At 75.2% G+C, this 18,211-nt stretch carries 9 protein-coding genes; 5 read left to right on the forward strand and 4 right to left on the reverse strand.

The features are described from left to right. Nucleotides 1-22: 22 nt before the first annotated feature. Complete coding sequence (locus tag ACZ6IM_RS34770) at nucleotides 23-637, reverse strand: LuxR C-terminal-related transcriptional regulator (protein ID WP_469562281.1); 615 nt, start codon at nucleotides 635-637, stop codon at nucleotides 23-25. A gap of 534 nt (nucleotides 638-1,171) precedes the next feature. Here ACZ6IM_RS34770 and ACZ6IM_RS34775 point away from each other — a divergent pair. The 4 genes from ACZ6IM_RS34775 to ACZ6IM_RS34790 all read left to right on the forward strand — a co-directional run bounded on the left by ACZ6IM_RS34775 (nucleotide 1,172) and on the right by ACZ6IM_RS34790 (nucleotide 12,648). After that, entirely contained in the window at nucleotides 1,172-2,065 is an 894-nt protein-coding gene (locus tag ACZ6IM_RS34775) for a DUF4132 domain-containing protein (protein WP_052842282.1), read from the forward strand. A gap of 40 nt (nucleotides 2,066-2,105) precedes the next feature. Beyond that, the gene (locus tag ACZ6IM_RS34780; RefSeq protein WP_469562284.1) at nucleotides 2,106-7,133 is read left to right on the forward strand and encodes a DNA-binding protein; all 5,028 of its coding nucleotides are present in this window, start codon (nucleotides 2,106-2,108) and stop codon (nucleotides 7,131-7,133) included. 149 nt (nucleotides 7,134-7,282) lie between these two features. After that, nucleotides 7,283-10,843, forward strand: a complete 3,561-nt coding sequence (locus ACZ6IM_RS34785; protein ID WP_469562287.1) for a DUF5682 family protein — start codon at nucleotides 7,283-7,285, stop codon at nucleotides 10,841-10,843. After that, nucleotides 10,840-12,648: a hypothetical protein gene (locus ACZ6IM_RS34790; RefSeq protein ID WP_469562290.1), complete on the forward strand. Its 1,809-nt coding sequence runs from the start codon at nucleotides 10,840-10,842 to the stop codon at nucleotides 12,646-12,648. The genes ACZ6IM_RS34785 and ACZ6IM_RS34790 overlap by 4 nt, the downstream gene beginning before the upstream one ends. 53 nt (nucleotides 12,649-12,701) lie before the next feature. Here ACZ6IM_RS34790 and ACZ6IM_RS34795 read toward each other — a convergent pair whose 3' ends face one another. Continuing rightward, nucleotides 12,702-14,003: an MFS transporter gene (locus tag ACZ6IM_RS34795; RefSeq protein ID WP_052842278.1), complete on the reverse strand. Its 1,302-nt coding sequence runs from the start codon at nucleotides 14,001-14,003 to the stop codon at nucleotides 12,702-12,704. A gap of 172 nt (nucleotides 14,004-14,175) precedes the next feature. Here ACZ6IM_RS34795 and ACZ6IM_RS34800 point away from each other — a divergent pair, with 172 nt between their 5' ends. Beyond that, on the forward strand, nucleotides 14,176-16,239 hold the full coding sequence (locus ACZ6IM_RS34800; protein ID WP_469562294.1) for a phosphocholine-specific phospholipase C: 2,064 nt from the start codon (nucleotides 14,176-14,178) through the stop codon (nucleotides 16,237-16,239). A gap of 18 nt (nucleotides 16,240-16,257) precedes the next feature. Here the strand turns inward: ACZ6IM_RS34800 and ACZ6IM_RS34805 are convergent, their stop codons facing one another. Both ACZ6IM_RS34805 and ACZ6IM_RS34810 read right to left on the reverse strand, forming a co-directional pair. Next, on the reverse strand, nucleotides 16,258-17,226 hold the full coding sequence (locus tag ACZ6IM_RS34805; RefSeq protein ID WP_469562297.1) for a DMT family protein: 969 nt from the start codon (nucleotides 17,224-17,226) through the stop codon (nucleotides 16,258-16,260). Beyond that, nucleotides 17,223-18,038, reverse strand: coding sequence for a phosphatase PAP2 family protein (locus tag ACZ6IM_RS34810; RefSeq protein ID WP_052842275.1), 816 nt, complete (start codon nucleotides 18,036-18,038; stop codon nucleotides 17,223-17,225). The genes ACZ6IM_RS34805 and ACZ6IM_RS34810 overlap by 4 nt, the downstream gene beginning before the upstream one ends. Nucleotides 18,039-18,211 lie beyond the last annotated feature (173 nt).

Consider the following 18,211-nt stretch of genomic DNA (forward strand, 5'->3'; position numbering starts at 1 on the left):
CGTGGTCAGGACCGGGGCGCGTTCAGGTCCAGCCGGCGCTCTGGACGATGCGAATCGCGTCGATGCGGTTGCGGGCCCCCACCTTCCGGATCGCCGTGGCCATGTAGTTGCGGACCGTGCCCCGGGACAGGTGCAGGCGCGCGGCGATCTCCGCGATCGGCGCCCCCTGGGAAGCCAGCGCCAGTACACCCAGCTCCCGTGTGGTCAGGGGCATCTCCGAGCCCTCCAGCAGGGCCACGGTGAGCGTCTCGTCCAGGAACCGCTCGCCCTTGGCGACCGTGTGCACCGCCGCGATCAGCCGGTGGGACGGGGCGTTCTTGTCGACCAGCCCGAGGGCACCCCCGTCGAACGCCCGGCGCAGCACGCCCGGCCGCTTGGCGGTCGTCAGGACGACGAGCCGGTCACCGTACCGGGCCCGCACCCGTGCACCGCGCCCGTCGTCCGGACCCGTCAGGCACTCCCCGTCCACGACACAGGCGTCGGGCGGCAACGCCGCACCCTCCGGGCCGTCGCCGTCGTCGGCGTCCGGACATCGCGAGGACACCTCCAACGCGTCGTCGGATCTGAGCAGTTGCACCAGTGCCGAACGCAACAGCTGCTCGTCGTGCACCACGACAACACGAACCATCTCCCCCACCTCGTGTCTGCGGCGGTCCCGTTCGGACCGCCGGCTCCGCGCCCCCGGGCCATGTGCCCCTGTTCGGGACGGTGGAACACGACGCGTACGCACGTGCGAACGCCGGCGGAGGCAATTCGCCGTCGTCAGACGGCCGTCGGGGGGAGGGGCGGGGCGCCCGGCCCGGAGAAGAAGGGCGGATAACCCACCAATCCGCGGACGGCTCGGCCCGTGCGGGAACCGGACGAGGGGCACCCGCCTCCGGGACCCGGCCCCTGGCGCGCTGGCCAGGGCGGGGTCCGCTGCCCGGAGCGGGCCGTCCTCGCGGGCCCGGCCCGAACGGACCGCGGTCCGGCGCGGAGCGGGCCCGGCCCCGGACCCGGCCGAAAACCGCCGCTGTTCAATCTGGCGTGAAAAGCACCGCGCCGGGCGCCGCCGGTGACTGTCGGTGGCTGCCCCTAGTCTTTGGCCAACGCCACAGCGGAGCGTGTCGATTCAAGGCCGGGCTCGCGTGCTGTGCCGGGTGTTCCTAGTAGTGGGAGAGGCGAAGACCTGATGGGTTGGCTGGCAGCGGGCGACACCTACGAAGTCGCTCTGGTGGAGGGCCGGGTGGTGGCGCGGACCGCGTCGGCGGCGGCGACACCGGCGTCATCGGCGGTGGAGCGGAGGCGGGAGCGAACGCTGCCCGCGGAGATACGGGACCGCCCCGAGGTGGTCGAACTCCAGCGCCTCGCCGAGTGGCTGGACCGGCACGCCGCCGAATGCGTGGCGCAGGTCGACACCTGGATGGTGTCCTCGCTCCCGGTGCCGACCGGGCTGCTCGCGCGGGTGTGGCCCGACGAGGCGTGGCAGGCGGCGCTGCGTGACATCGTCGTGGTCGGCGAGGGCCCCGACCAGGTCGGCTTCCTGCGCGACGCGGACGAGTCGGACGGGCTGCGGGTGGTGAACCTGGACGGCGAGACCGTCCGCCTGACCCCCCGTACGGTGACCATGCCCCACCCGGTCCTCCTGCCCGACCTGGAAGAACTCCGTTCCTTCGCGGCCGAGTCGGAGATCGTCCAGGGGGTGGAGCAGATCCACCGGGCCACCTGGCCGGTTCCCGGGGAGACCGAGGGCGGCGACACCGACGTGGTCACCGAGTTCGCGGGCGCCGAGTACCGCTCGTGGTTCCACCTGTCCGCCCGGGCCACGTCCCTCGGCTACCAGGTCTCCGGGGGCCGCATCGTCGACCGCGTCCGGGACGCGGGCCGCATCGTCACCGCCTCCGTCGGCATGAGCGACCCCTACACCGAGGAGAAGGCCTGGACCGGCGCCCTGACCTGGAGCCACGAGGGCGAGTACCGGAGCCTGCCGCTGCGCGAGGTCGGCCCCGTCGCCTGGTCCGAGGGCATGCGCATGGCAGCGGCCCTGCACGCCGGCCGCACCGTGCCCACGGACGGTGCCGAGTGAACGCCAGAGCGGTACGCACATCCACGAAAGGCACGCGATCATGAGCGACGGCACGACACGGGACGGGGCGGCGGCAGAGGTGGAGGAGCTGCTGCGCGCCGGTGCGGTACTGCCCCCGGGCACCACCGGGGGAGGCGACCGGGCCGTGCCCGTGTTCACCCGGGCCTACCGCCACCCCGGCTTGGACGACCGGGTCGTCGTACGCCTGACGCCCGCCGACCCGTCCGGGACGCAGTCCGCCGCGGGGGACGCGGCGGGCGGGGACGGCGGCGGGTTCCTCGGCCTGCTGCCCGTGGGCGCGCCGGTCGAGGTCGGCGTCGGACAGCACCGGGCCATGGGCTTCCCCGAGTGGGTGCTGGTCCGCCACCCCTCCGACGGCCATCTCGCGATGTCCCTGGTCGAGGAGATGAACAAGGTCGCGCGGACGGTGCGTGCCCGGGCGAAGAAGGCCCGCGCCACCTACGAGTCGATCGGAGCCCGCCTCGCCGGTTCCGTGCCGCACTTCCTGCCCACCTTCTACGAGGAGGCCGGCCGGGTGTTCCTGGCCGCCGGCGAGAAGGCGTACGCCTCCCAGATGTTCGTCAACGCGCGCAAGGCCGAGACGGCCCACGCCCTGCCGTTCGACGAGGCCCGCATGGACGCGGTGTTCCTGGAGTTCGCCCTCGCCGACGCCATGCCGACCAAGGTGCTCTCCAGCTACGCCAAGGGACTCTCGTCCCGGGTGCCGGCCCCCACCGCCTTCCGGCACCTGCGCGGGCTCTTCGTCCGGCTCGCCGCGCACGGCGTGGCCCCGTCGAGCCCGGGCGCGGGTGATCTGCGCAGGCTGGCGAAGGCCGTCGCGGGCAAGAACGCGCTCGCCGAGGAGATGGCCTACCTGCGCGAGGTGCTGCCGCTGCCGGGCACCCGCAAGGCACCGCCCGGCTGGTGGAAGGCCCACCGGGCCGCCCTGCTCGAACTGACCCGGCGCGAAGCCGCCGTCCGCGGCACCCTGCTCGGACTGCTCCCCTCGGAATGGGAGCACGAGGAGCTGGGACAGTGGCTCGACCTGCTGGAGAAGACCGGCGCCACCGAGGGACTGTGCGACGCCACGCTGCCCGCCGAGGCCCGGTCCCCCGACGGCACCGCCGGCTGGACGCGCCGGTTCCTCGCCCTGTGCGGCACCGACGGGCGGCGCCTCGCACCGCCCGAGCTGTACCCCCTCGTCGACCGCATGGCCGGTGCCCTGCGCGCCGAACTGAACACCGAGGGAGGCACGTTGCGGCCCCCCGTCGGCGACGTCGACCTCCTCGACCAGCTCCTCGCCCTGGGCATCCCGGTCGGGGACCCGGAGGACCGCCCGTGGCTCAACCTCCAGGACTGGGCGGCCCGCGAGCAACGGCGCGACCTCGTCGCCCTGGAGGCCGACACCCGCTTCCGAGGGGTCTTCCGGAGCGGCTGCCCCACCTACGAGCGCAAGGGCATCGACAAGCGCACCGTGGCCCGGCTGGCCGAGTCGCCGGGCGGCCGCCCGATGCTCGCCGAGTGGGTGGCCGGGGTCAGTCGCCGGTATCTCACCAGCGGACTGGGCGACTTCGCCCTCAACAGTGGCCCGTTCGAGACGCTGAACTGGCTGCCGGGCGAGATCCTGGCGACCGCCGAGCAGGAGGTGCGGGACGCGCTGGGCACCGGCATGGCGCCCGTGCTCGCCCGCGCCCTGCGCAACGGCATCGTCGACGAACTGGGCTGGCCCGCCTGGGACGAGGCGATCGGCTCGTCCGCGTCCCCCGAGCGGGCCCGCGCGACACGCGTGGTGGAGGCCTGGCCGCAGCTCGTCGTCCTGGACGGTACACACGCCCGGGTCGTCGGCGCGCAGGGCACGGTCCTCAGTCACGAGCTGCGCCTGCCGGACGACGCCGGCAGCCCCGACGTCCGGTACGTGGACGGCGGACTGCTCGTCTCCTGGTACGCGTCCGCCACGTCCACTTCGTACGGCTACTGGTACCACCCCGACACGGGTGTCTCGCCGACGACGGAACTCGTCGGCGACGTGCGCTCCTCCTACGTCTGCCACGCGGACGGCAGCGGCGGGACGAACGGCATGCCGACCCCCACCCTCCCCCTCCCCGGGGGCGGCAGGACCACCGGCCGCGGCGTGCTGCGCCCCGGGGACACCCACGTCCCCTGGCGGCGGCGGGTGATCAGCGACGGCACCTCGTACTGGGTCTGGGTCGAGGACTGGTCCCGTGAGAAGAACAGCGCCTGGCACGCCTACGAGCCCCCCGACGACACGGTGGGGGAGCGCGGCGGCCCTCACTGGCTCGCCGAAGGGCTGCGCGCCGCGCCGGAGGGCAGCACCCTGGGCACCTCCTGGCTGCTGCCCGCCGCCTCCGCCGAACCGGGCCCGGTGTGCGCCCCGGTGGACGGGCTGCTCGGCTGGCGGGTGATCATCCTGCCCGACGGCTCGCGGCAGGGCGAGGACCTGGCCGGCCGCTCGGTCGTCGTACCGTGGCGCGTCGGCGGGAACCCGGAGAACGTGCTGGTCTTCCCCGGCACCGACCGGGCCGTCACCGTGCTGCGATGGTCGAGCAACCTCCAACTGCGGGACTCGGAAACGGCGGTGCTCGCCCACCTCAACGGGGATCAGACAGCCGGTCCCTTCTCCGCGGGCACCCCCCTGCTGCCGCCCCTGCGCTACTGGCACCTGCTCAGGCCCCGCGACCCACAGGGCTCCGCCGCGCTCCGCCGGGTCGACGACGACGTCGCGGCGGCGCTGCTGGCCGCGGCCGCGGCCGAGACGACCGGGGACGGGGCGGACCGGGACGCGGTGCTCGGGCCCGTCCGCACCTTGATCCCGGAGGCCGGCCACGAGGCGCTGCTCCGGGGCATCACCGGTGTGGCGCGCTACGCCGCCGAGCAGCAGCGTGTCCTGGACGCGCTGCTCGCCCGGCTGGACTCGGCGGTCCGGGGCGTCACCCCGGAGGAACCCCGGCCCGCGCTCGGCGACCGCCTGCTCGCCTCCGCGCTGAACGGCGTCGGCCTGACCGAACGCGACGCGCGCGGGTACTACGACTTCCGGCACGACCTCTTCGAGCTGCCGCGACTCCTCGCCCGGTCGATGAAGGGCCTGGCCGAACCGGCACCCGCCGGCATCATGCACCTGTCGCTCGCCAAGCAGGCGCCGTTGGAGCACCTGAACGGGCTGGCCCTGCCCGAACTGCCCGCCGTACTGGCGCTCAGGGCGGCCTCGGAGGCCACCGTGGAGGAACACCGGCAGGCCCTGGACACCTTCCTGGGCGAACTGGACGCGCACGGGCTGACGGAGCTGGACCCCGGCCACTGGCGCCGCGTCCACCTGGCCTTCGACCCCGACGCCTTCGACGGGCCGGGCGCCACGTACGGGTACACGAAGGGGACCGTGCTCGACCTGGACGGCGGCGCGTTCCTCGTCTTCCCCGACGACTGGTACCAGTTCGTCCGCGAGTACGGACCCTACGAGATCAAGGGCAAGCACTACGGCGCGGTCCACCACGACCCGTCCGGCCGCTTCGAGACACCCGTCCCCTACACACCGGTGTCCGAGGAGCCGTTCGTGCCGGAACCGGCTCGGGCACCCGGATGGGTCGCCGCCTTCCGCGCCGAACTGGCCGAGCGCGGCCCCGCGCCCTGGTACCCCGGGGCCGCCGAGGAGTTCGCCCGGCTCACCGGCGTCACCCCGACCACGGCCCGGCTGGTGCTCGCCGGAATGCCGCAGATCGACGACAAGCGCGTGAACGTGCCCTCCGCGACGCTGAAGGTCATCGGGGTCAAGGCCGCCGACGCCCGCGTGTCCAAGGACGAGCTGAGGGCCCTCGACATCGGCGCCCTGCGGGCCGTGGTGGCCGCCCTGCTGCCCACCGAACCGTCCAGGCTCTGGACGCACGGCCCCGACACCGCCCGCGCGGCCGAGGTCTGGAACGAGCGGCTGGGCAGACGCACCCCGCTGCCCGAGGAGGTGCTCCACGACGCGGTCCGGACCGTCGAACCCGTGGGGTGGGCGCCCGCCGACGCCCTGCGGGGCTTCGTGGACCTGGCCACCGAGCCCCGGTTGACGACGGACCTGACGTGGAGCTTCGGCCCCTACTACCTCGAGACCGCCGAGAAGACGCCCCGCTTCGACAGCTCGGTCCTCAAGGGATCGGTGGCCCTGGCCGCATGGCTCGCCCACCGGCTCCCGTCCGGCGACCCGCTCCGGGCCACCCTGCCCGGCGTACTGACCGCGCTGCGCGAGCGCCTGGCCCACCCCGGCCTGCTGCTCGCCCTCGACCGGCGGGGGATCGACTGGGAGGCGTTCCGGCGGGCCGCCGGTGACCCCACGGAGACCGGCGACGGCTTCGAGCGCCACGGCGCGGTCGTCCTGGGCACCGAGCGGACGGACCCCCTCCCCGCCATCCGGCCGGCGCTGCTGGACGCCGCCGGTCACGACCCCCACCTGGCGGCGCTGTTCACCGGGGAGCGGCCGAACGCCCAGGAGACGGCCCTGCGCCTGGTCCACGACCGGCCGTTCGCCGAACTGCTCGCCGACCCCGGCAACCCCATGGCCGGCGAGCGCGACGCGGACGGGCTCTGGTGGCCCCAGGACCCCGCCCGTTCGGTGCCCGACCTGGTCGGGGAGGCGGCCAAGCGGTACGGCCTCGGCGAGGACGCCGCCGTCCTGTACCTGATGCTGCTCGCCATGCCGGACCCCACCGACCGCAACACCGCACGCTGGACCGGCTGGGGCGGGCAGCGCGGCGGCACCGCCCGGCTGCGCGCCGCCCGGGCCGAACTCGCCGCAACCGGCCTCGTGGTCGAGGGCAGCCGTGCCAAGGCCGGACGCTCGCTGTTCCTGCCCGGCGGCTGGACCCAGCCCGGCAATCCGCACCTGCCGCTGGAGCGGTGGAAGCTGCCGATGTACGACCTGCTGGAGGGGGAGGCGCCCGTCCTGGGAGTCGTCGTGCCCACCCGGCCCGTCGCCGCGGTGTACCGGGAGGCCTGGCGGCGCGTCCAGGACGGGGACGGGCCGCGCCTGGAGGAACTGGAGGTGCCGCGACCGCGGAAGCGCCGCCGCTGACGTCGGACTTGGGCGGGGCCGGCCGGCGCCCGCGGCCGTCCCCGCCCCTTCCCGTCCGAACCCGTCCGACGCCCGCCCCACTCGTGCTCGTTGCCCGCCCCACTCCTGGCCGATCCCCGCCCAGCACCCGTCCGACCGCACCGGGACCCATGACCGCACGCGAACAGACCACCGCTTCGACGACCCCACCGGCAGCCCGCGCGCGGCCGTACCTGATCGGCGTACGCCACCACAGCCCCGCACTGGCCGTCGCCGTCCCCAGGCTGCTCGACGCCGTGGACGCCGAGGTGGTCTGCGTGGAGCTGCCGGCCGACTTCCAGCCGTGGCTGCCGTATCTCGCCGATCCGCACACCGTGGCGCCGGTGGCCCTGAGCGGCGCGTACGAGGACGGCCGGCTGCACTTCTACCCGCTCGCCGACTTCTCGCCGGAACTGGCCGCGATCCGCTGGGCGCGGGACCGGGGCGCCGAGGTGGTCTGCTGCGACCTGCCGCTGGCGCACCCGGCGTGGTCCTGCGGGCCGCCGGACGGTACCGCTGCCGACGTCGACGAGCTGTGGGAGCGCACCGTCGAGGCACTGGCGCCCGGCGGCGCTCCCGAGGCCGTGCGGCGCGCCGCCCTCGGCTTCGGGCGGGCGCTGCGCGAGGACACCGCGGCCCACGGCGGGATCGCGGCCGGTGACCTGGCCCGGGAGGCACACATGCGCCGGGTCCTCGCCGAGGCGGGGCCGCGCCGGGCCGCGGCGGTGGTCGGCGCCTTCCACGCGCCCGGGCTGGCCGACCCGGACGAGCGGGCCGAGTCCGTGGATGCCAAGTCCGTGCAGGCCGAGGCCGCCGGGCTGCCGGGCCCCGGCTCCACGGTCGTCACGTCCCTCGTGGCGTACGCCTTCGCGCTGCTGGATCCCCGCTCCGGCTACCCGGCCGGCATCCGCGACCCGCGCTGGCGGCAGGCGGTGCTCGACGCCGGCGGCGACCCCGGGCGCGTCCGTGACGCCGCCGCCCGGTTCATCACCGAACTGTGCCGGGAGATCCGCGCGTCCGGCGACACGGCGGGCACCGGAGAGGCCGTCGAGACCCTGCGGCTGGCCTGCGACCTCGGCACCCTGCGCGGCCTGCCCGCCCCCGGCCGCGGGGAACTGCTGGAGGCGGTGACGTCCGTACTCGGCAAGGGCCGGTCCCCCGACCGGGAACTGCGCCTCGTCCTCGTCGGCCCGGGCCGCGGCCGGCTCGCGCCCGGCACCCCCCGTTCCGGCCTCGGGCCCTGGGTGGAGGCGGAACTGGCCGCGCTGCGACTGCCCGGACCGGCGGACCCGGACGGCCGGGACGTCCGGCTCGCCCCGCTCCGCTCCGACCTCGACGCCCGGCGCGAGATCCTGCTCCAGCGCCTGAGGGAATGCGGGGTGGGATACGCGGAGCCCGTCGAGGTGAGCGCGGCCGGGGAGGGCAGCGCGCTCACCACCCGCTGGCGGGCCGCGTGGACCCCGTCGGTCGCCGCCCGCCTCGACCTCGTCGGCGTCCGAGGGGTCACCGCCGCCCAGGCGGCCGACGGCACCCTGCGGGAGAACCACCGCAGGGCGGCCGAGGCCGGGCGGGTCACCCCGGCCCGGGTCGTCGCGCTGCTGGGCGCCGCCGCCCGGTGCGCGCTCGCGGACCTGCTCCAGGACGGACTCGCGGAGGCCGAGCGCGTCCTGCCGGACGCCGCGGGCCTGCCCGAACTGCTCGACGCCCTCGACCTGTCGGAGTCCCTACGCCGACGGCACCTGCCCGGCACCACCGAACGCGTCCGGGCCAGGGCGGCGCGGCTCACCGGCCTCCTGCTGGAAGCCGCCGTCCGCGTGCTGCCGGGACTGGCCGGCAGTGACGAGCCCCGGGACGCCGTCGCGGTCGTCACCCTCGCCGTCCGCAGCGCCGAGGACCGGCTCGGCCTGCGGCTCGACGGCGAGCTGTACGCGCTCTCCCGCACCGGCTCCCCGCTCCTCCAGGGCGCCGCCCAGGCCGCCCGGGTCCTGCTGGACCTCGACGGCTCGGACCTGCTGGGGAGGAGGCTGGCCGGCTGGGTGGACACCGCGACGGGACCGGACGGCCGGCACCGGCTGGAACGCCGGCTCACCGGGGTGCTGCTCGCGGCCGGACCGCTGATGGAGTCCGCGTCCCCCGCCCTCGGCCCGCTGTACGAGCGCGTGGAGACCATGAGCGACCGTGATTTCCTCGACCGGCTGTACCCCTTGCGCGGCGGCTTCCGGGCGCTCACTCCGAAGGGACGGACCCGTGTGCTCGCGGCCGTCTCCGACCGCCTGGGCGACCGGCCCGGCCTCCGCCTCCGGGCCCCGGCCGAGCTGGTCGGGCGGTGGGCCGCGGCCGACGGCGAGGGATACGCCCTGCTGCGGGACCTGGGCCTGGCGGGCCTGGTGGGCGCATCGGCACCGGCACCCACCGGGGCCGCTCCGGCCGCCGCGCCGCCGACGGAGCGGCCCGCCCCCGGGCCCGTGCCCGGAGCCGGAGCCCCACGGATCGGCCCCGCCGACCGCTGGCGGCTGCTGCTGGGCCGCGACACCGCGCAACTCCCCGCGGCCCTGTGGCCGTACGCCCGCGCCCTCGACGAACTGTTCGAGCGGGAGGGCGAGGCAGCGGGCGGGGGAAGAGGGGAGACGGGGGAGGACGGGTCCGGCGGGGACGGTGGGGGCGGCGGCGAGCCGGAGCCCGGCGCGGGCGGGCCCACCGGAGGCAGCGACGCCGCCGACGACCGGAGCGGCGGCCGGGGGCGCGGCTACCCCAGCGTCCGGCACTGGGCCGAGGACCTCCGGGCGCTCTTCGGCGCGGACATCCGGGAGGAAGTCCTCGGGCGTGCCGTCGCCGAGGGACGTACGGACGCCGTCGACCTCCTCGACGCGGCCACCGCGCGGCCCTCCGTGGAACTGCTGTCCACCGTGCTGTCGCTGGCCAGGGGGATGCCCGAGCAGCGGCTGGCCGGGCTGCGGCCGCTCGTGGAGCGGCTGGTCGAGGAACTCACCCGGGAACTCGCCACCCGACTGCGCCCCACGCTGACGGGCCTGACCTCGCCGCTGCCCACCCGGCGCCCCGGCGGCCCGCTCGACCTGCCCCGCACGCTGCGGGCCAACCTCGCCCACATCCGCAGGCGGGAGGACGGGCGGGCCGAGGTCGTCCCCGAACGGCCGGTGTTCAAGACCCGTACCGCGCGGCGGAACGACTGGCGGCTGATCCTCGTCGTCGACGTCTCCGCCTCCATGGAGGACTCCGTGGTGTGGTCGGCGCTCACCGCCGCGGTCCTGGGCGGAGCACCCGTGCTCTCCACCCACTTCCTCGCCTTCAGCACCCAGGTCGCCGATCTCACCGGCCTGGTCACCGACCCCCTCTCGCTGCTGCTGGAGGTGAAGGTCGGCGGCGGCACCCACATCGCGGCCGGTCTCGCCCACGCCCGCTCCCTGGTGAAGGTGCCCGACCGGACCCTGGTGGTGGTCGTCAGCGACTTCGAGGAGGGCGCCGCGGTGGAGGGGCTGCTGGCCGAGGCCGGGGCCCTGGTGTCCTCCGGCGTCCGGCTGCTGGGCTGCGCCGCGCTCGACGGCGGAGGAGTGCCCCGCTACTCCGTGCCGGTCGCCCGCCGACTCGCCGCCGCCGGAATGCCGGTGGCCGCCCTCAGCCCGCTCTCGCTCGCCCGCTGGGTCGGCGAGCAGGTCCGAGGAGCCTCCAGATGACCCGTGCCCGCCCGGACACCGGGCCCTCGCTCCCGCCGGTCGCACCGGAGGTGTTCGCCGCCGCGGTGGAGAGCCTGACCACCCGGCTGCGCCGCAGACTCGACCCGGCCGTCGAGTCGCTGGCCGCCACGCCCGTCGACACCGCAGCGGACGGCACGTACGGCATCCGCTTCGGCGAGGACGCGCGGGTGACCCTGACCCCCGGCCCGTCCGGCACGATCACCTCCCCCGACCAGGCCCACTGCACCTGCCTGCTGTCCCCGCGCTGCCTCCACCGCGCCGCGGTCCTGGGCGCGAGCCCGGTCACGGACGCGCTCCCGTCCCCCACGAAGGCCCCGCCCGCCGAGTCTGTCTTGTCCGCCGAGCCTTCCCCGCCCGCCGAGCCCGCACCCAAACCCCCGTCCGCCGGGCAGGTCCGTGCCGCCGGCGGGCTCTGGACGGCGGCCTCGACCATCCTGGCCGCCGGAGCCACCGCCGCGGGGGCCGTCCCGCAGGCCGAGTTGCTCCGGGCCGCGCACACCGCCCGCCTGGCCGGACTGCACCGGGCGGAGGCCGCGGCCCTCGGTGTCGTACGCCACGTCCGTGACGCGCGTGGCCCACAGGGGGCGCACCAGGCCCACCGTACGGGCGAGTTGGTCGCCGCCCTGCGGGAACTCCTCCTCGTCACGCACCGTCTGAAGGCGTCCGACCCCGATCCCGGCCTGATCGGTGGCGTCCCCCGCAACCACCACCCCGACCAACCCCTGCGCCTCTACGGTGTCTGCCGTGAACCGGTCGTCGGACCCGGCGGCACGGGCGGCGTCGTCACCCATCTCGTCGACGACACCGGCCGCTGGTACACCCTCCGCGACGTCGGACCGGGGGGCCCGGCGCGAGCCCGCCGCGCCGGGACCGCCCACGTCGCCCTCCGGTCCCTCCTGAGCGACCACGAGCGGCTGTCCCGCGGCGGGGTGATCGTCACCGGGGCGGTCGTCGCCCCGGCTGGCCGCCTGCTCGCGGAGCGCGGTGCCCGGGCCGCCTTCGCCGCCGGACGCCCCTGGTCCGACGCCGTGCCCGCGACCACCGCGGCCGCCGCGCCCGACGGGGCCGGGCACGCCCCGCCGCTGACGAGATGCGACGTGGAGATCGTCGCCGCCGACGGCGAGGGGGTGCTGGTCCGCGTCCTCACCGACGACGCCCCCGGGCCGGCCGTCCGGCTGGCACCGGCGCACCGGCATCCCGTCCTCGCACACACCGCCAACCTCCGGCGACTGGGCGCGTGTCCGGGCCTGCGGGTACGCGTGCTCGGCCGCGTGGACCCCGACCGGGTCACGACCCTGCGTCCCCTGGCCGTCGGGCCGGTGCCCGGCGCGGGGGCGAGTACCCTGCGCCTGCCGGGGCGGTGGCAAGACCGCGCCGACCTCGGCTACGACCTGCTGGTCGACGAGCACTTCCCGCCCGAGGCTCCCTGCCCGTCCCCGTCCCCGTCCCCGCTCACCGCCGCCGATGGCGGCCCGTTCGACTCGCCGCTCCGGCGCGTGCGCGACCTGGTCGAACTGGCGGTCACGGGAGGCCGCCGCGCCGCCGCGGAACCCGCGCGCGACGGCGACCGCGACGGCCACGCCGCCGCCCTGCGCCGGGGCGGGTTCACCACCGGCGCTGACCTGTTCGCCGCGCTCGGCGCGGTGGCCGCCCGGCGTCCCCGCGACGCCTTCGGGCGCCCGGCCGGGGACGACCAGGACCACTACGCGGCCCAGTGGCTGGCCACGGCCGTCTACCTCGCCGGCACGGAGGAGGCCCTGGGACGCGCCCTCTGGCACCGGTGAGCCGCAACCCCGGCGCGGGAGCCCGGCGCGAAACGAGGCGGCGGAGCCCGGCGTCAGCGCTCCAGCCGCTTGTGCGCCGTCTCCGGCAGCCGCAGGTACACCAGAGAGGACAGCAGGCACAGCACGGCCACGTACCAGGGGAACAGCCCGGCGTGGCCCAGGTCCTTGAAGAGCGTGCCCACGTACGGTGCCGTGCCGCCGAACAGCGCCACCGTGAGCGAGTAGGGGAAGCCGATCCCGGCCGCCCGCACCCGGGGCGGGAAGACCTCGGCGTTGACGGCGGCGCTGATGGAGGTGAAGCCGGTCAGCAGGACCATCCCGGCGCACTGCACGAGCAGCAGGACGGCGAAGGAGTCGCGCAGTGAGTGCAGCAGCGGCACGCTCAGCAGCGCGAACCCCACGCCGAAGAAGAGCAGCAGGGGACGGCGCCCGAACCGGTCGGAGAGCATGCCGCCGAGCGGCTGGAGCAGCGCGAAGAAGGCCAGCGAGATGGTCCCCGCGAGCAGCGCGTCCGACTTGGCGACGCCCGCGTTGAGTTCGGCGTACGTGGGCAGGTACGACGTCCACGTGTAGTAGGCGATCGTGCCGCCTGCCGTGATGCCGCAGATCAGCAGCGACTCGCGCGGATGGCGGCGCAGGGCCTCGAAGAGCGCGGGGCGCGGCGCCCGTCGCTGCTCGGCGCTGCGGGTCTCCTGCGCGCCCTGCCGGATCCAGAAGCCGACCAGGCTGAGGACGGCGCCGAACACGAAGGGGATCCGCCATCCCCAGCCGTTCATCCGGTCCTCGCTCAACGTGTCCACCAGCAGCGTCGCGATCCCGGAGGCCACCAACTGCCCCGCGGTGGTCGAGACGTACTGGAAGCTGGAGAAGAGGCCGCGCCGGCCCGGCCCCGCGGACTCCACCAGGAAGGTCGTCGAGGCCGCGAACTCGCCGCCCACCGACAGCCCCTGGAGCAGCCGCGCGACGACCAGGACGACCGGGGCGAGCACACCGGCCGCCGTGTACGTCGGGGTCAGCCCGACCAGCAGGCTGCTGCCGCCCATCAGCAGGATGGTGACGGTCAGCGCGGCCCGCCGGCCCCGCCGGTCCGCGATCGCGCCCATCAGCAGCCCGCCGACGGGCCGCATGAAGAAGCCCACGGCGAACACCGCGAACGTCGACAGCAGCGGCACCAGCGAGTTGTCCGCGCTCTCGGGGAAGACCTGGTCCGCGATGTAGGTGGCCAGGAAGGTGTAGGCGTACCAGTCGTACCACTCCACGGCGTTGCCCACCGAGGCGGCGAGGAGCTGGCGTACGGGCCGTCGGGCCGGGAGTGCGGGTGCGTCCGTGTCCATGCCTGTCATGATCGCGACCATCCCCGGACGGCGGGCCCGGCACACCTCGCGTACCGGTGACTTTCACACCAGCGCCACCGGACCCTTCCCTGACGTTTGCTGCTCCTGGAACACTCCTTTCGCGCGCATTCCGTCATCACCCGGCGCCGTCCGGCCGGTTGAACACCCCCCAAGGCGAGAGGTCCCTCACCCCATGGCCGAAGTGAACCGGCGCAGATTCCTCCAACTCGCGGGCGCCACCACGGCGTTCAGCGCCCTGTCCGCGAGCATCGACCGGGCCGCCGCGCTCCCGGCGAACCACCGCTCGGGGTCGATCGAGGACGTCGAGCACATCGTCGTCCTCATGCAGGAGAACCGTTCGTTCGACCACTACTTCGGCAGGCTGCGCGGCGTCCGCGGCTTCGGCGACCCGCACCCGGTGAGGCTGGACGACGGCAGGTCGGTGTGGCACCAGCGCAAGGGCGACGGCACGGAGGTGCTGCCGTTCCACCCGGAGGCCGACGACCTCGGCATGCAGTTCCTCGAAGGGCTCCCGCACGGCTGGTCCGACGGACAGGACGCCTACCACAACGCCAAGTACGACCGCTGGCTGCCCGCGAAGGGCACCACCACCATGGCGTACCTGACCCGCGAGGACATCCCCTTCCACTACGCGCTCGCCGACACCTTCACCGTCTGCGACGCCTACCACTGCTCCTTCATCGGCTCCACCGACCCAAACCGCTACTACCTGTGGTCGGGACACACCGGGAACGACGGCAAGGGCGGCGGCCCGGTCCTCGGCAACGACGAACTCGGCTACGACTGGACGACGTACCCCGAGCGGCTGGAGGCGGCCGGGATCTCCTGGAAGATCTACCAGGACATCGGCGACGGCCTCGACGCGGCCGGCCACTGGGGCTGGATCGACGACGCCTACCGCGGCAACTACGGCGACAACTCCCTGCTCTACTTCAACAAGTACCGCAACGCGAAGCCCGGCGACCCGCTCTACGACAAGGCCCGCACCGGCACCGACGCCAGGAGCGGCGAGGGCTACTTCGACCGGCTGCGCGCCGACGTCAAGGCGGGCAAGCTGCCGAAGATCTCCTGGATAGCCGCCCCGGAAGCCTTCTCCGAGCACTCCAACTGGCCCTCGAACTACGGCGCCTGGTACATCTCCCAGGTGCTGGACGCGCTCACCTCCAACCCGAAGGTGTGGGCGAAGACGGCCCTGTTCATCACGTACGACGAGAACGACGGCTTCTTCGACCACGTGGTGCCGCCGCTGCCGCCGAAGTCCGCCGCGCAGGGCCGGTCCACCGTCGACGTCTCCCTGGACGTCTTCAAGGGCAGCGCCACCCACCGCGAGGGCTTCTACGGGCTGGGCCCGCGCGTGCCCATGCTGGTCGTCTCACCGTGGAGCAAGGGCGGCTTCGTCTGCTCCGAGACCTTCGACCACACCTCGGTGATCCGCTTCATGGAGCGCCGCTTCGGCGTCCGCGAGCCCAACATCTCACCCTGGCGGCGCGCCGTCTGCGGCGATCTGACCTCGGCCTTCGACTTCTCCCGCAAGGACAGCCGCCCCGCCCGCCTGCCGGACACCGACGCCTACGAGCCGCCGGACCGCGAACGCCACCCCGACTACCGTCCGACGCCGCCCGCGGACCCCGGCATGCCCCGGCAGGAACGCGGTACGCGCCCCACCCGCCCGCTGCGCTACGACCCGTACGTGGACGGTGCCGTGGACGCGGCGGCCGGGAAGTTCACCCTGGCCTTCGCCTCCGGCGCCCGGGCCGGCGCCGCCTTCCTCGTCACCTCCGGCAACCGCACCGACGGTCCCTGGACGTACACCACCGAGGCCGGCAAGTCCCTCGCGGACACCTGGAACTCGGCGTACTCCGCCGGTTCCTACGACCTGAGCGTGCACGGCCCGGCCGGCTTCCTGCGGGTCTTCCGGGGCGCCAACGCGGTCGCCGGACCCGCAGGGCCCGAGGTCACCGCACGGCACGACGGCGACGACCTCCGGCTGACCGTCACCCACACCGGCACCGGCACGGCCCGGCTCCGGATCGCCAACGCCTACGACGGCCGCACCCGGACCCTCACCGTGCGCCCCGGCGCCACCGTGCACCACACCGTCGACCTCGCGCGCAGCCGGCGCTGGTACGACGTGACGGTCACCGCCGAGGGCGACCCGGCGTTCCTGCGGCGCTTCGCCGGGCACGTGGAGAACGGCCGGCCGGGCACCAGCGACCCGGCGATCATCACGGACTGAGGCGACGCCGGCCCCCGACTAGAGCCGTGTGAGGTGCCCCGGCCCCGGCTGCCGGGGCACCAGCCCGGGCCCGGGCTGCCCCGGACCCTCCGGCACCGGCCCGGGCGGCGGACCGACGGGCGGCGGACCGGGCGGGCCGGCGGTCACCGGACCGGCGGGCTCCGGGCGCCCCGGGGTCGCCCGGCTCAGCTGGAGCACTCCCCAGGCGGCCAGCGCCGCACCGGTCAGCGCGAGGAGCACGCCGCCCGCGCCGCCCCTGAGCCGCTCCCCGAGCAGGGAGAGCCCGATCACCGCGGCGGCCACCGGATTGGCCAGCGTCACCACCGCCAGCGGGGCGCCGAGACCGCCCCGGTACGCCGTCTGGGACAGCAGCAGTCCGCCCGCCGCGAAGGCGGCCACCAGCACGGCCACGCCGATCACCTGGACGCTCAGCAGCGGGCCCGACCGGTCGGTCACGGCGACCGTGACGGTCTGGGTGAGCGCCGAGGCGACGCCGGACGCGATGCCGGACGCCGTCGCGTGCCGCAGCCCCGGCCGGGCGCCGGGCCACGACAGCGCGCCGATCAGCGCCGCCGTCGCGCCGGACACGGTCAGCGCCTCCGGCACGCTCAGCACGTCGTCCGGTGCGGGCCCCGACGCGGTGAGCAGCAGCGCGCCGAGCCCCAGCAGCGTCAGCCCGGTGCCCCGCCACTCGATCGCGCTCACCCTCCGGCCCGCCAGCCGCGCGCCCAGGGGCACCGCCGCGACCAGGGTGAGCGCACCGAGCGGCTGGACCACGGTGAGGGGACCGTACTTGAGCGCCACGACGTGCAGCAGCGCCGCCGAGGCGTTGAGCGCGACCGACCACCACCAGGCGCCGGAGGCCAGCATCCGCAGCGCACCGGCGCCGGAGGCGCGCGAGGCCAGCCGCTCCTGGGCGACGGCCGCGGCGGCGTAGGCACAGGCCGACACGAGCGACAGCAGTACGGCGACGAGGGCGGCGTTCACCGGCCCGCCCCGACCAGCTCGGGACGCTCGGCCGACGACCGGCGCCGCACCTCGGACCGCCGGTGGGGCAGGCCGCACCGCGGGCGGTGCCGCGGTACCGGCACCCGGAGCGCCGCCAGCGCGAGACCCAGCAGCGCCGTGGCCACGATCACGTCGAGCCAGTAGTGGTTCGCGGTGCCCACGACGACCAGCAGCGTCACCAGCGGATGCAGCAGCCACAGCCAGCGCCACCGCGTCCGCGTCGCGACGATCAGGCCGATCGCCAGCATCAGGGCCCAGCCGAAGTGCAGCGAGGGCATCGCCGCGAACTGGTTCGACAACGCGTCGGTGCGCGGCGGCCCGTACACCGAGGGGCCGAAGAGCCGGGCCGTGTCGAGCAGGCCGGTGGCGCCCAGCATGCGCGGCGGGGCGAGTGGAAAGAGGAGGTGCAGCACCAGCGCTGCGCCGGTCACCGCGGCCAGGACCCGGCGGGCCCAGACGTAGTGCGCGGGCCGGCGCAGGTAGAGCCAGACCAGGAAGGCCAGGGTGGCCGGGAAGTGGACGGCGGCGTAGTACGTGTTCGCCACGTGGACCAGCGTGTCGCCGTGCAGGAGCAGCGACTGGACGGTGCCCTCGTCGGGCAGGTGGAGGACCCGCTCCCAGTCCCACACGTGGTGGGCGTTGCGGAAGGCCTCGGCGGTGTGACCGGTCGCCAGTTGGCGACCGAACTTGTACACGAGGAAGAGCCCGGCCACGAGCAGGAGCTCACGGACGAGCGGTGGGCGCGCGGGCGCGTCCGGCCCCGCTTCTGCAGGCTCACTGCGGGCATTCATTCCCCCGGCCCCTTCGCTGACGGTGGTGCGTGTGGCTCGTCGGGTACGGGGGCGTGTGACGGTTCTCATCGATACGACCTCGTTCCGATACGCCAGTGTACCGATACGGTCGGGTACCGGTACACTGGCGTATCGATAGACATGGGACACACCGGATCGCGGGACCGAACGGG

The organism is Streptomyces sp. NPDC042336 (assembly GCF_055581985.1).